At 40.9% G+C, this 18,749-nt stretch carries 22 protein-coding genes; 10 read left to right on the forward strand and 12 right to left on the reverse strand.

The window, feature by feature from the left end; translation table 11 throughout:
- Positions 1-74: 74 nt before the first annotated feature.
- Complete coding sequence (locus ACSLGF_RS11265) at positions 75-2,210, reverse strand: transglycosylase domain-containing protein (RefSeq protein ID WP_456005395.1); 2,136 nt, start codon at positions 2,208-2,210, stop codon at positions 75-77.
- A 127-nt stretch (positions 2,211-2,337) separates the two neighbouring features.
- On the opposite strand from ACSLGF_RS11265, the gene ACSLGF_RS11270 reads away from it, so the two are divergent.
- Positions 2,338-2,823, forward strand: coding sequence for an antibiotic biosynthesis monooxygenase family protein (locus ACSLGF_RS11270; protein WP_099728533.1), 486 nt, complete (start codon positions 2,338-2,340; stop codon positions 2,821-2,823).
- A 72-nt stretch (positions 2,824-2,895) separates the two neighbouring features.
- Here the strand turns inward: ACSLGF_RS11270 and ACSLGF_RS11275 are convergent, their stop codons facing one another.
- The gene (locus ACSLGF_RS11275) at positions 2,896-3,174 is read right to left on the reverse strand and encodes a hypothetical protein (RefSeq protein WP_456005398.1); all 279 of its coding nucleotides are present in this window, start codon (positions 3,172-3,174) and stop codon (positions 2,896-2,898) included.
- A 150-nt stretch (positions 3,175-3,324) separates the two neighbouring features.
- Between ACSLGF_RS11275 and ACSLGF_RS11280 the strand changes: the two genes are divergently transcribed.
- Positions 3,325-4,512 carry a M20 family metallopeptidase gene (locus ACSLGF_RS11280; protein WP_456005400.1) on the forward strand — a complete coding sequence of 396 codons (1,188 nt, stop codon included), beginning with the start codon at positions 3,325-3,327 and terminating at the stop codon, positions 4,510-4,512.
- Positions 4,513-4,526: 14 nt separating this feature from the next.
- Here the strand turns inward: ACSLGF_RS11280 and ACSLGF_RS11285 are convergent, their stop codons facing one another.
- Genes ACSLGF_RS11285 through ACSLGF_RS11295 form a run of 3 tightly spaced genes read right to left on the reverse strand, consistent with a single transcriptional unit; the run spans position 4,527 to position 7,253 of the window.
- Positions 4,527-5,246, reverse strand: coding sequence for an EcsC family protein (locus ACSLGF_RS11285; RefSeq protein WP_456005403.1), 720 nt, complete (start codon positions 5,244-5,246; stop codon positions 4,527-4,529).
- 53 nt (positions 5,247-5,299) lie between these two features.
- Entirely contained in the window at positions 5,300-6,520 is a 1,221-nt protein-coding gene (locus ACSLGF_RS11290) for an ABC transporter permease (RefSeq protein ID WP_456005406.1), read from the reverse strand.
- Positions 6,513-7,253, reverse strand: coding sequence for an ABC transporter ATP-binding protein (locus ACSLGF_RS11295; protein ID WP_099680073.1), 741 nt, complete (start codon positions 7,251-7,253; stop codon positions 6,513-6,515). Before ACSLGF_RS11295 ends, ACSLGF_RS11290 begins: the two co-directional genes overlap by 8 nt.
- A gap of 489 nt (positions 7,254-7,742) precedes the next feature.
- Here ACSLGF_RS11295 and ACSLGF_RS11300 point away from each other — a divergent pair, with 489 nt between their 5' ends.
- From ACSLGF_RS11300 to ACSLGF_RS11310, 3 genes are all read left to right on the forward strand, one after another.
- Positions 7,743-8,171 carry an HIT family protein gene (locus tag ACSLGF_RS11300; RefSeq protein ID WP_008348883.1) on the forward strand — a complete coding sequence of 143 codons (429 nt, stop codon included), beginning with the start codon at positions 7,743-7,745 and terminating at the stop codon, positions 8,169-8,171.
- A gap of 358 nt (positions 8,172-8,529) precedes the next feature.
- Entirely contained in the window at positions 8,530-9,609 is a 1,080-nt protein-coding gene (gene serC / locus ACSLGF_RS11305) for a 3-phosphoserine/phosphohydroxythreonine transaminase (protein WP_456005409.1), read from the forward strand.
- A gap of 127 nt (positions 9,610-9,736) precedes the next feature.
- Positions 9,737-10,255 (forward strand): tryptophan transporter, encoded by a 519-nt coding sequence (locus ACSLGF_RS11310; protein ID WP_456005411.1) that lies wholly within the window; start codon positions 9,737-9,739, stop codon positions 10,253-10,255.
- Between the two features lie 48 nt (positions 10,256-10,303).
- On the opposite strand, the gene ACSLGF_RS11315 is transcribed toward ACSLGF_RS11310, so the two are convergent.
- Positions 10,304-10,495, reverse strand: a complete 192-nt coding sequence (locus ACSLGF_RS11315) for a hypothetical protein (protein WP_034321482.1) — start codon at positions 10,493-10,495, stop codon at positions 10,304-10,306.
- Between the two features lie 128 nt (positions 10,496-10,623).
- Between ACSLGF_RS11315 and ACSLGF_RS11320 the strand changes: the two genes are divergently transcribed.
- Together ACSLGF_RS11320 and ACSLGF_RS11325 are read left to right on the forward strand one after the other, a co-directional pair.
- Positions 10,624-10,980: a YtxH domain-containing protein gene (locus tag ACSLGF_RS11320; RefSeq protein WP_191097981.1), complete on the forward strand. Its 357-nt coding sequence runs from the start codon at positions 10,624-10,626 to the stop codon at positions 10,978-10,980.
- A gap of 187 nt (positions 10,981-11,167) precedes the next feature.
- Positions 11,168-11,788, forward strand: coding sequence for an HTH-type transcriptional regulator Hpr (locus ACSLGF_RS11325; RefSeq protein ID WP_456005414.1), 621 nt, complete (start codon positions 11,168-11,170; stop codon positions 11,786-11,788).
- On the opposite strand, the gene ACSLGF_RS11330 is transcribed toward ACSLGF_RS11325, so the two are convergent.
- Positions 11,766-12,110, reverse strand: coding sequence for a YhaI family protein (locus tag ACSLGF_RS11330; RefSeq protein ID WP_230030962.1), 345 nt, complete (start codon positions 12,108-12,110; stop codon positions 11,766-11,768). The two genes, ACSLGF_RS11325 and ACSLGF_RS11330, sit on opposite strands and share 23 nt — an antisense overlap.
- 230 nt (positions 12,111-12,340) lie before the next feature.
- Between ACSLGF_RS11330 and ACSLGF_RS11335 the strand changes: the two genes are divergently transcribed.
- Positions 12,341-12,859, forward strand: coding sequence for a DUF3267 domain-containing protein (locus ACSLGF_RS11335; protein WP_456005416.1), 519 nt, complete (start codon positions 12,341-12,343; stop codon positions 12,857-12,859).
- Positions 12,860-12,941: 82 nt separating this feature from the next.
- Positions 12,942-13,127 (forward strand): hypothetical protein, encoded by a 186-nt coding sequence (locus tag ACSLGF_RS11340; protein WP_072368131.1) that lies wholly within the window; start codon positions 12,942-12,944, stop codon positions 13,125-13,127.
- A 53-nt stretch (positions 13,128-13,180) separates the two neighbouring features.
- Here ACSLGF_RS11340 and ACSLGF_RS11345 read toward each other — a convergent pair whose 3' ends face one another.
- Together ACSLGF_RS11345 and ACSLGF_RS11350 are read right to left on the reverse strand one after the other, a co-directional pair.
- Complete coding sequence (locus ACSLGF_RS11345) at positions 13,181-13,270, reverse strand: YjcZ family sporulation protein (protein WP_017360317.1); 90 nt, start codon at positions 13,268-13,270, stop codon at positions 13,181-13,183.
- A 145-nt stretch (positions 13,271-13,415) separates the two neighbouring features.
- Entirely contained in the window at positions 13,416-13,502 is an 87-nt protein-coding gene (locus tag ACSLGF_RS11350) for a YjcZ family sporulation protein (RefSeq protein ID WP_008361129.1), read from the reverse strand.
- Positions 13,503-13,663: 161 nt separating this feature from the next.
- Here ACSLGF_RS11350 and ACSLGF_RS11355 point away from each other — a divergent pair, with 161 nt between their 5' ends.
- On the forward strand, positions 13,664-14,536 hold the full coding sequence (locus ACSLGF_RS11355; RefSeq protein ID WP_456005418.1) for a peptidylprolyl isomerase: 873 nt from the start codon (positions 13,664-13,666) through the stop codon (positions 14,534-14,536).
- 56 nt (positions 14,537-14,592) lie between these two features.
- Here the strand turns inward: ACSLGF_RS11355 and ACSLGF_RS11360 are convergent, their stop codons facing one another.
- From ACSLGF_RS11360 to ACSLGF_RS11370, 3 genes are all read right to left on the reverse strand, one after another.
- Positions 14,593-14,823: a sporulation YhaL family protein gene (locus tag ACSLGF_RS11360; RefSeq protein WP_456005420.1), complete on the reverse strand. Its 231-nt coding sequence runs from the start codon at positions 14,821-14,823 to the stop codon at positions 14,593-14,595.
- Positions 14,824-14,939: 116 nt separating this feature from the next.
- Complete coding sequence (gene yhaM / locus ACSLGF_RS11365; protein ID WP_456005423.1) at positions 14,940-15,887, reverse strand: 3'-5' exoribonuclease YhaM; 948 nt, start codon at positions 15,885-15,887, stop codon at positions 14,940-14,942.
- Positions 15,888-15,949: 62 nt separating this feature from the next.
- Positions 15,950-18,736 (reverse strand): AAA family ATPase, encoded by a 2,787-nt coding sequence (locus tag ACSLGF_RS11370; RefSeq protein ID WP_456005425.1) that lies wholly within the window; start codon positions 18,734-18,736, stop codon positions 15,950-15,952.
- Between the last annotated feature and the right edge of the window lie 13 nt (positions 18,737-18,749).

Genomic DNA, 18,749 nt, shown 5'->3' on the forward strand with positions numbered 1-18,749 from the left:
CACTGCTTTTACTATACCGCTTTTTCAAGGTACGGTATACTAAAGCGGCTCAATGTTCAAAAAATCGCCGAATATTAACGTCCAAAAGTCTCTGGCTTGACATAAGAACTGCCTTCGCCTTCTTCTTTTGTTTGGGTATTGTATGGAACAACCTTATACTGCGCATCTGAAAACACATTGGCATATGGCATTGTGTAGCTGCCCACGCCTGTCACTGAGTCGATCATCGTCTCGCTTCCATTTCTCTTTTCATAGATGCGATATTCAACCCGTTTATCCTCCTGTTCGTCCCAAGACAGCTCCAATGTAAACAATCCTTTGATTTTAAAGGCATAGCGGGCTTCAAATCCTGATAGTCCTTCTAAATGGATCGGTGATTGAAGTTCTTTAATCCCCTCTGGCTTTTTGAATGTTTCATTGGTGATTTGGGCTGTCGTTAAAATATCTTTAAACAGCTGTACTGGATACTGACTGCCGCCAGTTAAATAGTGGCTGTTATCGGTTTTGTCATATCCCATCCAAATCGCGCCCGTTGTACTAGGCGTATAGCCGGCAAACCAAGCATCTTTCGTTGCACCTTTCACACCTGAATAGGTGGTTGTTCCTGTTTTACCTGCTAAATCTCCAGCATATGAACCGCTCTGAGCTGTCCCGCCTTTGACGACTTGCTGAAGCATTCTCGTCATATTCCATGCGTTTTGCACACTAAACACTCGCTCTTGCTTGTTTCGATTCTTCTCAACAGTTTCCCCTTCATCATTAGTGATTTTCTGAATAAAGAAAGGCTTTTTATACACGCCTTCATTTGCAAAAGTATGGAAGGCTCCAGCGATCTGCAATGGAGAAACCCCTTTTTCTAAGCCGCCAAGTGCCATGGCAAGTCCTTTATCCGAAATCTCCATTCCCATTTTTTCAAGATAAGATTTAGAGGTGTCAATGCCAAGCTGACTTAACGTCCACACAGCAGCTGTATTTTTACTCTTCATCAGGGCATCCACCATCGTGACCCTGCCTTCATACTGGCCATCGTAATTCTTTGGTGAATAGCCGTCATAGCTTTTTTCTTTGTCTTCAAGCAGCGAATAAGGTCTGAATTTTTTCTCCTGCATAGCCGGACCATACACCGCAATCGGCTTGAAAACAGATCCAGGCTGTCTAACAGCCGTTACCCTGTTATAGCCCCTTGCCTGATATTCTCGTCCTCCAATGGCTGCTTTTACTCCACCAGACTCGTTATCAATAAACACGGCGCTGCTTTCCGGAGACCCGCTTTTTCCCGGGAAATAACGGTTGTTTTTCATCGCATCATAGACAACTTTTTGCAAATTCATATCGATCGGGACGGTAATGGTATAGCCGCCTTGAAGCAATTGCTCATGTGAAATGGCATACTCTGATTCCGCTTCTTTAATGATGAGATCGACATAGCTGTCCACCCAAGGCGTTTCTGATTTCTTTTTCAAATGGATACCTAGTGTTCTCCCTTTCGCTTCTACTGTTTCTGTGGATGACAAATATCCTTGTTCATTCATTAAATTCAAGATTGTATCTCGCCTTTTTTTATTTTTATCAGGATGTAAAACAGGCGAATAAGAAGACGGTGCCTTTGGCATAGCAGCAAGTGTAGCACCTTCGCTGACAGTTAAATCTTTGACATCTTTACTAAAATAATAATTGGCTGCCGCCTGAATCCCATAGACGCCATGGCCGAAGTAAAGCTGATTCAAATACATCTCAAGCAGTTTATCCTTTGAATAATCTCTTTCTAAATTAATAGCAATAATGACTTCTTTTGTTTTTCGAAGAAAGGTTTTATCGTTTGTGAGAAAAATATTTTTTGCGAGCTGCTGGGTAATCGTACTGCCGCCCTCTACCTTTCCTCCTGCTAATATATCTCGATAAACCGCCCTTGAAATAGATTGTGCATCAATTCCATGATGCTCATAAAAACGCTTGTCCTCGACAGCAACAAAAGCTTTCGCTACTTTATCAGGTATCTCCTTTAATGACACAGGGTCCCGATTTTCTGAATACATACTTGTGAGTTCTTTTCCATTCTGATCAATGATTTTTGAGGAAGCGTGAAAAACAAGCTTCTTCTCATCTATGACATAATGTCCTAAAAATAAAATGGTCAGATAGCCAATAAATGAAAGCACGAGTGTGCTTCCTGCAATGACTAACGGAATGATTATCTTCTTTTTCTTCACATTAGGTCACCTCATTCCTTTATACGAATAGTATGGGATGTATTGCTTCATAATATGTTTTATGGATTGACTACCAAAGAATTATATATCATTCTTTTGTTATACTATCAAGCAGGAGGCGGTTTAGATGAATGTCTATATTACATATGGAACAGCAGACTTTTTGCATAAAATCGCAAAGAAACACCATCTGGAAAATCTACTTTATATGGTTGGAAAAGAACAAGCAGCTCTTTTTCATGAAACCGAGGGAGAGACCGTATTTAAAGCCCCTCATGCCTATGATGTGATTTATGCAAAAGGCGAGCTTGTCCAATCTGGCTTCGTCACCTTGAATCATATCCCTGTTAAGCTTGAAAGCAGAGCACTTTTTGAATCCACCTTTCAGAAGAAAACAAACATCTCAGAGCATCAGCGCGGCTTCAAGGCCCTGCGTGTCTTAAGACCACAAAAAGATGAAGAGGTCTATCTGATTTTGACACTTTGGGAATCAGAGGATTTATTTCAAGACTTTCAAGAATCAGAAGCGTTCTTTCAGCCGCACGAGGATACAGGCTCCATCTTTTCTCGTCCTGCCTATCTCACATCTTACCATGCCGTCACAGACAACTAAGGAAGTGCTGCTTTTAGCACTTCTTTTTTCATGAAAAAAAGCCCATTAGCCGGGCTCTTCTTTTCATTGTCTTCACTTAAGCTCGTACCGATGAATGATAGGCTGAAGCACATAGAAATTCAGCAATATCCACCCTAATAAGATCGGCCACTTCAACATAGGCGAAGCGCCTTTCAACTGAATAAGCAGCACCAATAGCGGAATCAAGCAGAGCATGAAAAAACTCATCTTTGAGACAAACGTTTCTTTGATTTGGTGCCGACAGCTTGGACACATCATCATTCTCGTATGTGATAAATGAAACTTTTCAACGAAAGAAAATGCTTTTGAACAATTTGGACAGCTTCCCAATGCCACTTCCCCCTTTTGCCAGCTTCATATCAACCTTCGACTTTTATGTAAAATGACCTTTTGATGCTGAACACGAAATCCTCTTCTGTTGAAAGATTCTAACAATTACCATACAATCAGTAAAAGAGCATGAAGGAGGTTTTCGGATCAATGTCAATATCCACTTTACAAAAAAGCATCAATGAACGTCTTGATGAACATTATGAGGAAATGGTTGAAATTAGACGCCATCTCCATATGAATCCAGAACTTTCTTTTCAGGAAGAAGAAACAGCCGCTTTCATCGCGAATTACTATGAAACATTACATATACCGACACGTACTCAGGTGGGCGGTCATGGCGTTCTTGCTTTTATTGAAGGAGCTTCCCCAGGGCCGACCATTGCCCTCAGAGCTGATTTTGATGCACTGCCCATCCACGATGAAAAGGATGTGCCTTATCGATCGACAAAACCAGGTGTGATGCATGCATGCGGTCACGACGGACACACAGCGACCCTTCTTGTATTAGCGAAAATCTTACATGCGCATCGTGATCAATTAAAAGGGAAAATCGTTCTCATTCATCAGCACGCTGAAGAATATGCTCCAGGCGGTGCTAAGCCGATGATTGAAGACGGCTGTTTAGACGGAGTCGATGTCATATTCGGTACTCATCTTTGGTCATCAGAGCCTTGTGGCACCGTTCTGTATAAAAGCGGGAACTTTATGGCAGCCGCCGACCGTTTCTCTATTCAAGTCCAAGGTAAAGGCGGACACGGCGCCCAGCCTCATCTAACAAAAGATGCCGTACTCATCGGTTCACAAATTGTCGCAAACCTGCAGCAGGTCGTCGCCCGTAAAGTCAATCCAATTGATTCAGCTGTTGTATCTGTTGGAGGTTTTGCGGCTGAGAATGCCTTTAACGTCATTGCAGATTCAGCAGTTTTAACCGGCACTGCACGATCCTTTGAAGAAAATGCACGACATATCATTGAACGTGAAATTGAACAGGTGGTGAAAGGGGTTTGCCACATGCATGATGCATCGTACACATATGAATATGTGAGAGGATATCCTGCTGTCAAAAATCACCCAAAGCCAACTGAATATATTGCTGAAATAGCAAGACAGACAGAAGGTGTCATAGAAGTAAAAGAAGCGGAAACCCAAATGGGCGGAGAAGATTTCGCTTACTACCTACAGCATGTTCCTGGCACCTTCTTCTACACAGGCGCCATGCCAGAAAACAGCCAGGATGTATATCCACATCATCATCCGAAATTCGATATCAACGAAAAAGCAATGCCAGTCGCAGCAAAGATACTCGCTCACGCCGTTCTTTCCTATGATGAATGAAGAAAAGCCGCTGATCAGCGGCTTTTCCACTTCATTTCTTTCAATACTCGTAAGTGAAACACATGGCGTGCGACATCTCCAAGCTGTCCTGTCAGCTGATGATTGGCCACCCCGCCAACAGCCGCACCGACGACTGGCATTAATTGAAACAGCTTCACAAGGTCAATGTAATCTCGGTACTCCTGCTGAAAGCTGTACCAATCCATTTTCTCACGGCTTGTTTCCCAATCATCAATGACCTTCATCATCTTTTGACGATGTGCACTGCTTGAAAAGGCAAGTTGAAAAATACAGAGCAAAAAGAGTCTTTCCTCTTTTTGAGACAAATCAAAGCCATAAATACATGCCAGCTCATAAAGACATTTCATTTTAATGCTCAGCAGCAACGGAAAGTCCGCCATTCCGAGGAATAAACCGCCTGCCCCTGTTCCAATTCCTTCGATCGCCGCCGCCTTTTGATAATACTTCACTTTATCCTTTGCCAGCTCATTTCGCTCGACGATCGTTAATTGTTCATCGATCACTGAAAATGAAGTGAAGTGCGTCCCTGATACGGTAGATTCGACCATTGATTTGACCGCACTTGTGATGACTTGATGAAATCTAGCAGGTATTCGGCGATTCACTTGCTGCTGAACTCCTTTTGAAAATCGTTCGATCTTTGAAGGTTTTCTTAAAAATCGCGTTTGAAAAAGAATGGCCTCTTCATACAACTCCCGTTCAGCTGCATTCATCCGGTTCCCTCCTTGATGTCATCATACGTTCGCTGTAAAAAACATATTTCCACTTATCTCATCTTTTTTAATCGACTTTGGACGTAAGGCTTGAATAGAACAAGCACAAATGCCAATGAAATGAGAAGAGCAAGTCCACTTCCCTTCCATCCTCCTGCTGGGAGCGCCGCGCAGCTCAGCAAAATCGATTGAATGATGAGCACATTACGGACGAGAACAAAGAAGCTACGATCCTTTTCTTGCTGAGAAACTGGATATAGTGCCTGTAACGAAAGATGCGCAAAGTGCTTCGTTAACGGAACAAGCTGTACACCTGTAATAAATACTGTGAACAAGACAAGTAACGCGCCCACCCAGTCTGCTGCGCCTGTATACAGAATAATCAGCACAAACACGACCGTTAATCTAAACACAAGACCAAAATAGTCATTTGAACGTAAAAACGCCCTCACATACATGTAAGAAAAAGTTTTACGCTGCTCGTAAGGAACAAACTGCAAGATCCAGTCCATGTACGCTCTTCTTTTCACCTGTTTCTTTAAATGAGGCACATCTGTAAATAAGTTTGCCAAGCGATAAAAGCGCTGTTTCCGTTTTAATTCATCAGAAATATGCAATTCCCATTGAAAAGGCTGTTTTTTCACTGCATTTGTTAAGTATATAAGATAGACGGCATATATAAGATAAAAAACAATTGCAATCGCATAGGCTGCCTGTAAAACGGTATACATCAGAAACGTATTCAATAGAAAACGAAACACTGCATCAAGCCATCTGACATGCTTTCCTTGAAAATAAGTGATTCTCCACTGAATCGCTGTATTCAGGCCCTTTATCAAGATCATTTGCGCCAAAATCAGCACATAAAGCCTGAGATCTCCTGAAGACACAGCCGAATAAAGCGGGAGTGCGATAACCGATACGGCAATCAAAGGAAACAGCTGAGAAAGGAAGCTAAAGTTAAAGGCGTTTTTTAAATAAGGCTCCATTTTCGCTTCCAGAGGAAGCAAAAACACGAGATCTGCCTCTTTGATCAATGTACGTACGTAAGAGCTTGTCAGCACCAATGAGAAAACAACTGCCATGACCCAGTACGAAGGGAAGTGAGTTGGAATATGTTTGAGCCAGCCGCTGTACCAGCTCGCTCCGCCTGCAAGGAAAAAAATAAGCACAATGACAAGATGATCATTGAACATGTATTTCAAATATTTTCTTGTGTCTTGCATGTGTTCCTCTAATCGTGATTTCCAAATGGTTTGCGTTGTTTTACTCATAGCTTTCTTCCTTTGTTAATTCCAAATAAAGATCATCGAGTGTCGCATCTCTCATGTTGAACTGCTCTCTTAGCTCTGTCAGTGTTCCTTTCGCTCTGATTTCACCTTCATGCAAAATAATAAAGGAATCACAATAACGTTCAGCTGTCGCCAAAATATGCGTTGACATCAGGACACTAGCGCCGCTTTTCTTTGCAGCATTCATTCGTTCTAATAGTGCATTTATCGCAAGAGGATCAAGCCCTAAAAACGGTTCATCGATGATATACAGCTCTGGTTCAACAAGGAACGCACACATAATCATGACCTTCTGCTTCATTCCCTTAGAAAAATGAGCAGGGAACCATTTCAACCGTTTCTCCATTCGAAATTCTTTCAGCAATGATGGTAGACGTTCTTCTAGTTGTTCCTTTGAAAGACCGTAAGCCATCGCTGTCAGCTCTAAATGCTCTTTTAATGTTAACTCTTCATATAAGACAGGTGTTTCTGGAATAAAGGTGAATTGCGAACGATACGCTTCTTGATCTTCTTGAAGGGTTCGTCCATTCAGCTCAATGACACCTTTATGTGGTTTCATCAAACCGATGATATGACGAATGGTTGTGCTTTTCCCCGCTCCATTTAAACCAATGAGGCCGACGATTTGATTTCTTTCTAATTCAAACGAAATATTTTTTAGAACGGGATTCTTCGTATATCCACCCGTTACATCTTTTACAGTTAAAAGGGACATGAGTTCGTTCCTTTCTTTCTTTTTTCCTTTATAGTACCAAAAACGAAAGATAATTTGAAATGTTTACCTTTAGACGAGCCACGAATAAAAAATAGGCGCTTTGGTCATCATAATGTATGTAGAAGAAATGAACTTGATGACCAATACGTAAATGAGGTGTTTGTTAAAGGCAAAGAACCGCATGACAAGTTGGTTTTTCATCTAAAAACCTTAGCTTCTGTTTTGCTTCACTGATTCTTGATTTTTGTGTCCTATACAATTTGTATACGACAAACCAAAACGTCAAATGAGGTGTTTACGGCAGAAATAGCAGGCATTTGAATTCTTTATTTCAGTAAATAGAGAATTCAAAAGGCATATCGAATGAAAGCATCAGCATTTCTTCTGCAGGAACAGGATGAGCGACTTAAAGGAGTTTCGCTTGTCCTGTTTTCTTTTTTGCTTCTTTTTGTGATACGATAAAGGAAAAATAATGAGGAGTGACACGGCGTGAGCGACTGCATTTTTTGCAAGATCATTGATGGAGACATTCCATGTGCAAAAGTATATGAAGACGAGCATGTATTGGCTTTTCTTGATATTAGCCAAGTAACAAAAGGGCATACCCTTGTTATCCCGAAAATACATAAAGAAAACATCTATGACATGACACCAGAAGTGTCTAATCACTACTTCCAAGCGATTCCGAAAATTGCAAGGGCGATCAAACAGGAATTTGAACCCATTGGTTTAAACCTCCTGAACAACAACGGTGAAAAAGCCGGACAATCTGTGTTCCATTACCACATGCATATCATTCCGCGCTACGGCAAAGGAGATGGCTTTGGCGCCGTATGGAAGTCACATCAAGATCAATACACGTCAGAGGATTTGAAAGATATTTCTTCTGCTATCCACACGCGGCTTACCTCATCTTAATAGATGAGGTTCAGCGTGTAGACAAACCCTCGCATTCGTTGTCAGTCCTGCGTGCCGGTGCTCACGAATGACAAATTCGCTCCGCTCCGGTACTCGTCCTTCCTAGACTTCAAAGGTTTTCTATCACGCTGAAAAGAAGACAAAGGGCTAAAATAAAGATCATTTTAGCCCTTTGTCAACAGTCTATACCTCATCTTAATAGATGAGGTTATTCTTATTTCTGCCACTTCTTAAAGCTTACATCTCCTAATAGTAAGATATTTAGGACGATTCAAATTTTTTGTCCAAATGCTTCAAATTTGTGATAGGATGGTTTTATCTTTTGATCCATTAACGCGAGAAATAGGGAGAGATTGTGATGAAGCGAACGACGAATTTTAATGCTGGTCCGGCGGCACTGCCGCTAGAAGTGCTTCAAAAAGCACAGGAAGAACTTGTTGATTTTCAACAAACTGGGATGTCTGTGATGGAGCTTTCTCATCGCAGCGGTGAATATGAAGAAGTCCACAATAAAGCAAAAGCGCTTTTAGTGGAGCTGATGGACATTCCAGAAGATTATGAGATCCTCTTTTTACAAGGCGGAGCTAGTCTTCAATTTGCGATGATTCCAATGAACTTCTTACATGAAGGCGAAACCGCTCATTTCATTCAAACAGGCGCTTGGTCAGAAAAAGCATTGTCAGAAGCAAAAGGATTTGGTGAAACGTCTGTGTTTGCCTCAAGTGAAGATGACAATTATTCGTATATTCCAAATGTAGATGCTTCCGGTTTAACAGACGGTGCTTACTTGCACATCACATCGAACAATACGATCTTCGGCACACAGTGGAAAACGTTCCCGGACACTTCATTGCCGCTCATTGCGGACATGTCCAGCGATATTCTCAGCAAACAAATAGACGTTTCTTCATTTGATTTCATTTATGCCGGGGCACAAAAAAACCTAGGACCTTCTGGTATCACGATTGTGATCGCGCGCAAACGTTTTTTAGAGAAAGAAAAAAGCGGCACGCCTAAAATATTAAAATATTCAACACACGCAAAAGCCAACTCTCTTTATCACACACCACCGACTTTTGCGATTTATATGCTGTCTCTTGTCCTTGAGCATGTCAAAAACGCTGGCGGCGTAGAAGCAGCGGAAAAACGCAATGAACAAAAAGCGGGCATTCTCTATGAGGCGATTGATCAAAGTGGCGGCTTTTACAAAGGGCATGCCCGCGCTGACAGCCGTTCTCATATGAATGTCACGTTTACCCTTCGTGATGACACACTCACCGCATCATTTGTGGAGAAAGCCAAACAAGAACAAATGGTTGGACTTGCAGGACACCGTTCTGTCGGTGGATGCAGAGCATCTATTTACAATGCAGTTTCGATTGAAGACTGCCAAAAGCTTGCGGACTTTATGAAAAAATTCCAGCAAGAAAATGAGTAAAAAGGCTTTTCTATCATGAAATCAATTTGTTATAATAACGAGAACTATCAAGTGATGACTCTTGCAATAAATGATGAGCCATATTATTGGAGAGTCCTATAAGAGCTTAGCAGAGGAGAGCATAGAAATGAAAACAAAAGAATTAGTGATTATGTCATTGCTTGCAGCAATGGGAGCTGTTTTGCATACGATTTTCCCGCCCATCTTTTTCGGAATGAAACCTGATATGATGCTGGTCATGATGTTTTTAAGCATCATCCTTTTCCCTAAGGTACAGCATGTAGTCGTGATTGCCCTAGTGACTGGTGTCATTTCCGCTTTGACAACGGGTTTCCCAGGCGGACAAATTCCAAATATGATTGATAAACCAGTGACAGCCTTTATCTTCCTAGCCCTTTTCTTATCTTGCCAGAAGATGAAGAACAAAATCGTGCTGACCGCTGTGCTAACAGCTATTGGAACCGCCGTATCCGGCGTGATTTTCCTATCTGCCGCTTTACTGATCACAGGACTGCCAGCTGCATTACCAGCACTTCTTGTGGGTGTTGTCCTGCCAGCAGTTGTGATTAATACCATCGCGATGGTATTTGTCTTCCCGATTGCTCAGTCCATTCTAAAGCGTGCAAGAATGATAGAAGTTGCTTAACGAATAACGAACCTCTTCATGTCAGATGAAGAGGTTTTTTTCATGCTTTTATAAAAGAAAAAGGGTAAGCAGCAAAACGAGAAGCGAAATCCCTGCACCTGCCGCACACACAAGTGCTTTTTGCTTTAATACATGTTTTGGCGGATAAGACCCTGCATACCCAAGCTGTCTTGCATAATGAATGGAACCACCTGTGAAAACGACACCGATACACGTAAAAACGAACAGAAAGACAGACAACCTTCTCCCCTCCCTTTTCTTCAAAAGTATGCTAAAATAAAGCAAGCTATGTATGGAAGTTCAATGAAGCTGATCATCAGCTAAGAGAGAACATGCGAATGTGTAAAATTTGACTAGAGGTGATTTGAATGGCTAGTGGACGTTCTTTATTAACAGGATTATTTGTAGGCGGTCTCCTCGGAGGTGCGGCAGTGCTCCTGACGACTCCCTCTTCTGGCAGAGATGTACGCGGAAAGATGAAAGACAGCTATGACAAATTCGAAGATACGCTGACAAGATTAAAAAGAGACGGACAAGCTTTAAAAGAGCAAATTGTTGAAACGGCAAAAGAAAGTGCAGAAGTCATTAAAGAGGTTGGGACTGAATTGCAAACATCTATTCAGCAATGGCGCGAAGAAATCAAACCTCATCAGCAGGACTTACAAAAGGAAATTCAGGAAATTGAGGAAAAGCTCAAACAACTGGAGAAAACCTTACAAAACTAATATACTCACAAATAAATATTCGTTTACAAAAGTGTGCGGGGTGCGTATCCCGCACTTTTTTTGTTGAAAAAAGGTTATTTTGTCAATGTTTTTCATGACTTTTAAAAATTCTTGAATTTTCAGCTTTATTAATCTTTATTTTATTGGCATAATAGAATTACAAGAAAAAGAGAAGTAGGTGAAATGGATGAATCATTCGGAACAGCCTTTCGATGTAAAAGAAGCACTTTTATTCAGTCAAAGAATGGCCCAATTGAGCAAAGCTCTTTGGAAATCCATTGAGAAAGACTGGCAGCAGTGGATCAAACCGTATAACCTGAATATTAATGAACATCATATTTTGTGGATTGCGTATCAATTAAAAGGAGCTTCAATATCAGAAATTGCAAAGTTTGGCGTCATGCATGTATCAACTGCGTTTAACTTCTCCAAAAAACTGGAAGAAAGAGGATTTTTGAAATTTTCTAAAAAGTTAAACGATAAACGCAATACGTATATTGAGCTAACGCCAAAAGGCGAAGAGACATTCCATAAACTACTCGAAGATTTCGACCCGGCCCGAACTGGTATTGTCAAAGGCGCACAGCCGCTTCATGACATTTACGGAAAGTTCCCTGAAATTTTAGAAATGATGTGTATTATCCGAAACATTTATGGTGAGGACTTCATGGAGATTTTTGAGAAATCGTTTTCAAACATTGAGAAGGACTTTTTGAATGAGCGTGGAAAAATCACGAAAAAGCCTGAGGAACTTGAAGCCTCAGCTGAGGCAGCAGAAAAAGCGGCTAAATCAAATCAAATTGTTTAATGATCTTTATAAATTCATTCATTAACGGCTGAAACAGCCCTTGATCATGTAAAGCAAATATTGTCTCATGAACATCCAGCTTTTCGATTAACTGTCCCGCAAAAAGCGCAAGGAGATCGTCAAACATGACATAGCCTTGTGCTTTTTGCTTGTCCATTTCATCTGAAAGCTCAGCACAAATACGCTCAATATCCTCTGCTTCTTCTTTCGATACACGCTGCCGGATCAATAGCGCATAATATGGATAACGGCTCATATCTGTCGCCGTCAGTAAAAGTTCCATATAATATTCGAGCTGGCTCATTCGTTCCTCAATACTCATGTACGTTCCCTCTTTCTCTTAGTCTTTCTATTTTAGCCGAAATGACTCATTGATGAAAGAGACGAACCTCCCCCTTATGTCTTTTTTTCTTGAAAAATCCAAAGTTTCCTCTCTTTATTCCATATGAATACAACATTTTATTTTTTTTCATAAAAACCATTGATTTTTATCCTCAGGAAGAGTAAATTATCTGGAGATATTCAATTAGATTTTAGATTGGAAGGATGAAAATGAATTGTTGGAAGACCATTAATCTTGAAAAGGATTATGGTTATACGAGAATGATAATTTCAGCCATAAGTCTTGCTGTACTTTTTTTCATTATGGCATTTTTATGTTTTCAACTGACTCATCCTGAAACGAGACTAAGCAGTCACAATGCACCGCTTTTTGCTGTGCTTTTACTTGCGACATTGCTTGTCCACCGTGTGGTTCACTTGATTCCAGTGATGAAAAACAAGAAAAAAATGACGTTATTTAAACGAAATTGCTGGCGGCGCGTGCCAAAGAGAGTGATGCTTTTCTCACTGCTCAGCCCGTTTTGTGTCATCTCACCTGTTTACTTTTTTTTAGGCATGGCGTTTCCAATGTACGCACACTATTTTATCATCATCGCAAGTATTCATGCAGGCTATTGTTTGCCTGATTTTTTATTTGCATGGAAGCTGCTAAAAGCACCAAAATCCTGTATCATCGATCAAGCCCAAGACGAGTTTGATATTTTAGTTGACCAAACTTCCTCATCATGAGGTTTTTAAAGCCAACTTCTATCTTTTTCATAAAAAATTTGGTAATGTAGTATGGGAATAGCATAGAGAGGGGGGATCTCCGATAGTTTTATTCTACTTCATCGTCTTTGCCGCGTTTATTGTGTATTCAATAAACAGGCTTACTAATACATTATGCCTTGTCAGAGAGATTCCTGAAGAACGGCAAGATAAGGTGTTTCGCTTTATCAATGTATCGATACTGATCTTACTTATCTCATCATTTGTTGAAATTACCATTTCTATTTAAGATCAAAGCAAAAGCTGCCTGTATGAGGGCAGCTTTTTGTATTCTATTTCCCATTAGCAAATCCAAGATGCACCGATAATGATCAATAAGATGAATAACACGACGACTAGTGCAAAACCGCCAGCAAAGACTTCTCCTCCCATATGAAAACACCTCCTGCCAGTTCTTCCTCTGTTCTAAGCTCAGTGTATGCAGGTAAATTGAAAACGTTTAGGCACCTGTCATCGTTTTATAAAAGAACCGCCCGCACGCATGGCAGGACGGCTCCTTTCTGTAACAGCGATTTAATTAGTAAAGATATGCTGCACCAACGATGATCAGCAAAATGAATAGCACGACCAATAAAGCAAACCCATTAGAATATCCTGCTCCCATATAATTCAGCCTCCTTTTTGTGATCACTATATGTGTATGTGGCGCGCAAATTTTTGACTAGACGAATGCCCTCCCATTTGCAATTCTTTTTACAGCGTGTCACAATATGTTATGATACAAGCAATGATAAATAAATTGGAAAGATTAGGAGTGTTTTTTGAATGAAAAAAATAGCTTTAGCAGCTGTAACAGCAGTAAGTGTTTTAACTCTTGGCGCATGCAGTAGCGGTGATAAAGATGTCATCGCAACAACAAAATCAGGAGATGTCACAAAAGAAGAGCTTTATACAACTCTTAAGAAACAAGCAGGTGGAGATGCTTTAAACCTACTTGTTCAACAAAAGGTTCTTGCTGACAAATACAAAGTATCAGATAAAGAAATTGATAAGAAAATGGAAGAATATAAAAAGACACTTGGTGAAGATCGTTTAAAACAACTTCAAGATGAATTCGGAAAAGATTACATCAAAGATCAAGTAAAATATGAGCTGCTGACTCAAAAGGCTGCCAAAGCTAACATCAAAATCACTGATAAAGAAGTAAAAGCGTATTACGATGACCTAAAAGGGAAAATCCGCGCGAGCCACATTTTAGTAGCTGATAAGAAAACAGCTGATGAAGTGGAAAAGAAATTAGATAAAGGTGAAAAATGGGATGCCCTTGTGTCTGAATATTCAACTGACACGGCTTCAGCAACCCAAGGCGGCGATGTAGGCTGGTTTGCAAAAGAAGGCCAAATGGATGAGAACTTCAGTAAAGCTGCCTTTAAACTAAAAGTAAATGAAATCAGTAAACCAGTAAAATCACAATTCGGCTACCATATCATCAAAAAGACCGAGGAACGCGGTAAATACGATGACATGAAAGCGGACTTGAAAAAAGAACTGCTTGATCAAAAACAAGCAGACACAAATGAAATCCAAACGATCTTAAACAAATTGGTAAAAGACGCTGATGTGAAAGTAAAAGACAAAGAACTTCAAAACACGTTCAAAGAAAAATCTCAACAAACAGCACCGAACCAAAACCAATAATCACAAAAACCCCCTCTGCACTCATCAAGCAGAGGGGGTTTTGTATGAAGAGATATTTAAGCAATCGAATGATCCTCATGTTTCGCTGTTTCCTGTGATCTATTCACTTGCTGATCCTGACGTCTGCGCTCTCTTTCCTGTTCCATTCGCTCGATAAAAATTTCTCCTTCCTTTTCAATAAAGGATTGATCAATCTCTTGCTCCTCTTTGGCTGTCGTCATTAATTGATATGCACAAAAAATAATGCCAATCATACATGCATACACCCACCACGGAAAAAACAACATCTTTTCATCGCCTCCTTTTTTCAGGACATCTCTCTCTTCCTTTGTGTTATATGCTTATGCGAAAAGAAGACAAGTTATGAAAAAAACGCCCGCATGAAACGGACGTTTTGACATTGTTATTTATCATGAAAGGTTGGTTTATAAAACGAACGATTCTCTAGTGCAAAAATACGTTCTGTATATTCTCCTGGCTTCACATGCTCAAGCGCACGATCCATCATGTTCATTTTCGCATCTAGATTATCAATATAGTGGAGAATTTCGGCTTCCTTCACCATTGGTGGTTTAGGGCTGCCCCACTCTCCTTTTCCGTGATGACTCAGCACTAAATGCTGTAAAATCAGAATTTCTTCTGAATCAATACCAAGCTCTTCTGCGGCTTTCGCAATTTCTGTCACCATAATGGAAATATGACCAATTAAGTTCCCTTCAACTGTATATGTGGTTGAGACTGGACCTGAAAGCTCTTTTACTTTCCCTAAGTCATGAAGAATGATGCCAGAATATAAAAGATCTCGATCTAATGATGGATATAGGTCAACAATTGATTTCGCTAAATGCAGCATGGACACCACGTGATAGGCGAGACCTGAGACAAATTCGTGATGATTTTTTGTCGCTGCTGGATAATCAGCAAATTCCTGTCCATATTTCTTCAGCAAATGCCGTGTGACACGCTGAATATTAGGGTTTTTCATATCAAAGATATATTGCATAATCGTATCCATCATATCGTGTTTTGGAATAGGAGCTGTTTCAAGAAAATCATCAATTCGAATTTGCTCGTTTTCAGCAACAGGGCGTATATTCCTAAGCTTCAGCTGATTCCTCCCGCGATAATGATGAATGTCACCTACTACCTTCACGATGGTTTGCGCGGCATATGTGAGTTCATCATTCTGCTTTGCATCCCATAGCTTCGCCTCAATATCCCCACTTTGATCTTGAAGAATTAATGTTAAAAATGGTTTGCCATTACTCGCAATCCCTTTAGTAGATGATTTAATTAATAAATGCAGGTCAACTTGTTCGCCGACATCATAGGTCATGATCCCTTTAGCCATTCAATAAAAGCTCCTTCCATATTTCTGCTCATATAAGTATAACATAAGTCATTATTTGTCAATCATTCAACTGCTAAACTCGTAATCTGGCTCTCTTCTGCTGCTTGCTTCATATGATGATGACAGGTGAAATAAAACAGCTGTGTCTCAAAACGAGTCATTTCATTCATCATCTCCAGCACTCTTCCTAGGCGAACATGATCAAAATGAACGAAGCTGTCATCCATCATAAATGGGAGCTGACAATCTTGCTGATGAGACAAAGCGAGCGCAAAACGAATCGCGAGATAGATTTGTTCACATGTTGCCTGCGAAAGCTCCTCTGGGCGGAATATTCGTCCATCCATCCTTTTTACAATCAGCCGGTCATCTTCGGTTGAAAATAAAATGGCTTCATATCGATCATTTGTTAACGGCTGAATAAAGCTGGAAGCTCTTTGAAGGAGCGCTGGCAGCCTTGTTTCTTTATGTTCATTCAATTTTTCTCGAATGACGGAGCGGACAAGCTGAATAGCTGCCCATTTTTTCGCAAAGTGCTTTGCATGTTCCTGCTCGGCTGCAAGCTGATGAGTCAAATCAGACACCGTACCTGAAGCTTCTATTTGCCGGATGTCCACTGCTAGTTCTGCTAAGCGCTTTTCCATATTCCTCAAGTTCAGTTGAATGTCATGTAGATGCTTCTTCGCTTCTTCGCATTCCTCCTCAAGGAGGCGTAATCCTTTCCGAGCAATCCATTCTTCCTCATTAAAACTGCCGCTTCTGTTCAGCTCTTGGTTCAGCTGCTGCAAATTGTACAGCCGCTCCCGGTATTCTTTAGATAGATGGGAAAGTACTTGGTAATCTTCTTTTGACTCCGCTTCTACTTGACGAAAAAGCTCGCCAATTTGTTTTTCGTAATATTGAATTTCCCCTTCTAGCGTTGTCAGCTGCTGCTCCACATGTTGAATGGATACGTTCAATGCCTGGCGTTCTTTTTCTCTTTTCGCCTCATCTTTCAATATCTCTTGAAAGGCTGAGATGTTCTCTTGAATGGTTCCTTCATTTCTTTGAAGTATGCTGCTTAACGCTAATACTCTACGCTCGTAGATTGAATGCTGGTCGGCGAGCACGTCTATTTCCCGAGTAAGCTCCTCATATGCTGCTGTATTCGTTTTTAATTGTTTCAGGATATGGAAGGCTTCTACGAGGAAAGAAAGCTCTGAGGACAAGCCCAGCTGTCTTTTCATTTCCTCTACTTGCTGTTGGACCGGTTCCAGCTCTAGCTCCCAGTCTTCATATTGCCGGATGATTCTTTCGTACAGAAGCTCCTTTTGCCTCACAAGCGTTGCAGCTGAAGCTGCTTGAACCTGAAAGGAATCAGAGGTCTCTCCGCCGCTTCCTCGCCTCATTTGAGAAAGTTTAATGAATGGATAAATGGCAATGAAGACAAAAACAGAAAACACTGCAAAGAGTAATGTCACCCACCACTCTGCTAAAAAGAATAATACGAGCAGGATCACCGCATCAAACATAAACATGACCGGGAATAACCACGCCCGGGAATGAACCTGCTTCTCTTTCGTTCTTGTTCCTCTGACATCTTCTGTGCCCTGCTGCCTGACCTGCTGTTCCTTTAATCCTTTTAGAGCGGTTTCCGCTTCTTCTAGCTCATGTCTTGCGTGATCAAATCGGTCATCCAGCTGCGCTTTTCTGTCCATTAAACGAACGTATTGGCTGACAGCCTCCTTTAATTCCCACTCAAAATCAAGTGAGTCATCAATCTGATCCAGCTTAATTGGACGCTGCCACCTCAGCTTCGCTGTCGCTTCTTCTATTTTTTGTTTCAATGAATCACGCTCTGCTTTACCTTCTGCTAAGCGCTTCATCATAAGCTCAGCCTCAGACGATTCATCGACGACACGTTTCATCTTCATTAACGTATCATTTTCATAGAGTGGTTGCATTTGGGCCAGCGAGGTTTGCAATTGATCTAATTTCTGCTTCAGTGCCGTCAATTGCGCTTTTTTCGGGTGAAGGTGTGATTCTAGTTTATCAAGTTCATGCTCTGTTTCTTGTTTAAATCGTTTGACTCTTTCTGGATAATGCGCCAATTCTTTTTTTAGCTCCACCTTGTTCTCTATCATGGGATACAGTCGAATGTGTTCCGTCAGTTGATGAATATTTTCTTCTGCCTGTTTCATTTCATTTTGAAGCTTTTCTATACTCTCCGTTAATTCAGAATGCTCCCGTTTCTTTTCGGCATAACGGCCTTCTACCAATTTGGCATGTTTCAGCTGGCCTGTCAGCTCTTTTAAACGATCAAGCTGCTGGTTTAATTCCGGCTTGCGCCCATTTGGTTTAAATAGCTGCTCCTGCAGCTTTAGCAGCCTGCTATCCATCTTGGAGGCCGCATCTGAACCAAATAAACTTGAAAAGAGTAGAAATTCACCGATTTGATCTTGGTTTAAGGCTTGGACATTTTGCAGGCCAAACACATCAAATGAATAAATCGATTGGAATAATCTGCGGTCCGTTCCCTTTAAAATAGTGCGTAGAAAAGCTTCGTCTTTCACTTCACCATTTCGTAATAACACCTGTGCTTGACCGCCTTGATCGGACGTTCTCTCAATATGAATGACACCTAACTCCTCATCTACACAAGTGAGAGATCCACCATAAAAAGACCCCTGCTTCGGCTTATACATCTTGCTTTTTGAAAAACCAAATAACATCGATTCAATAAACGCCTTCAATGTCGTTTTCCCCGATTCATTCAGGCCATAAACTAGCTGAAAACCGTCATCAGAAAAGTGAAAGGTTCGATTTGAAAATTTCCCGAAATTCGCAATATGGAGTGAACGTATTTTCATCATGCCTCTCCTT

It is taken from the genome of Bacillus sp. A015, from assembly GCF_053851875.1.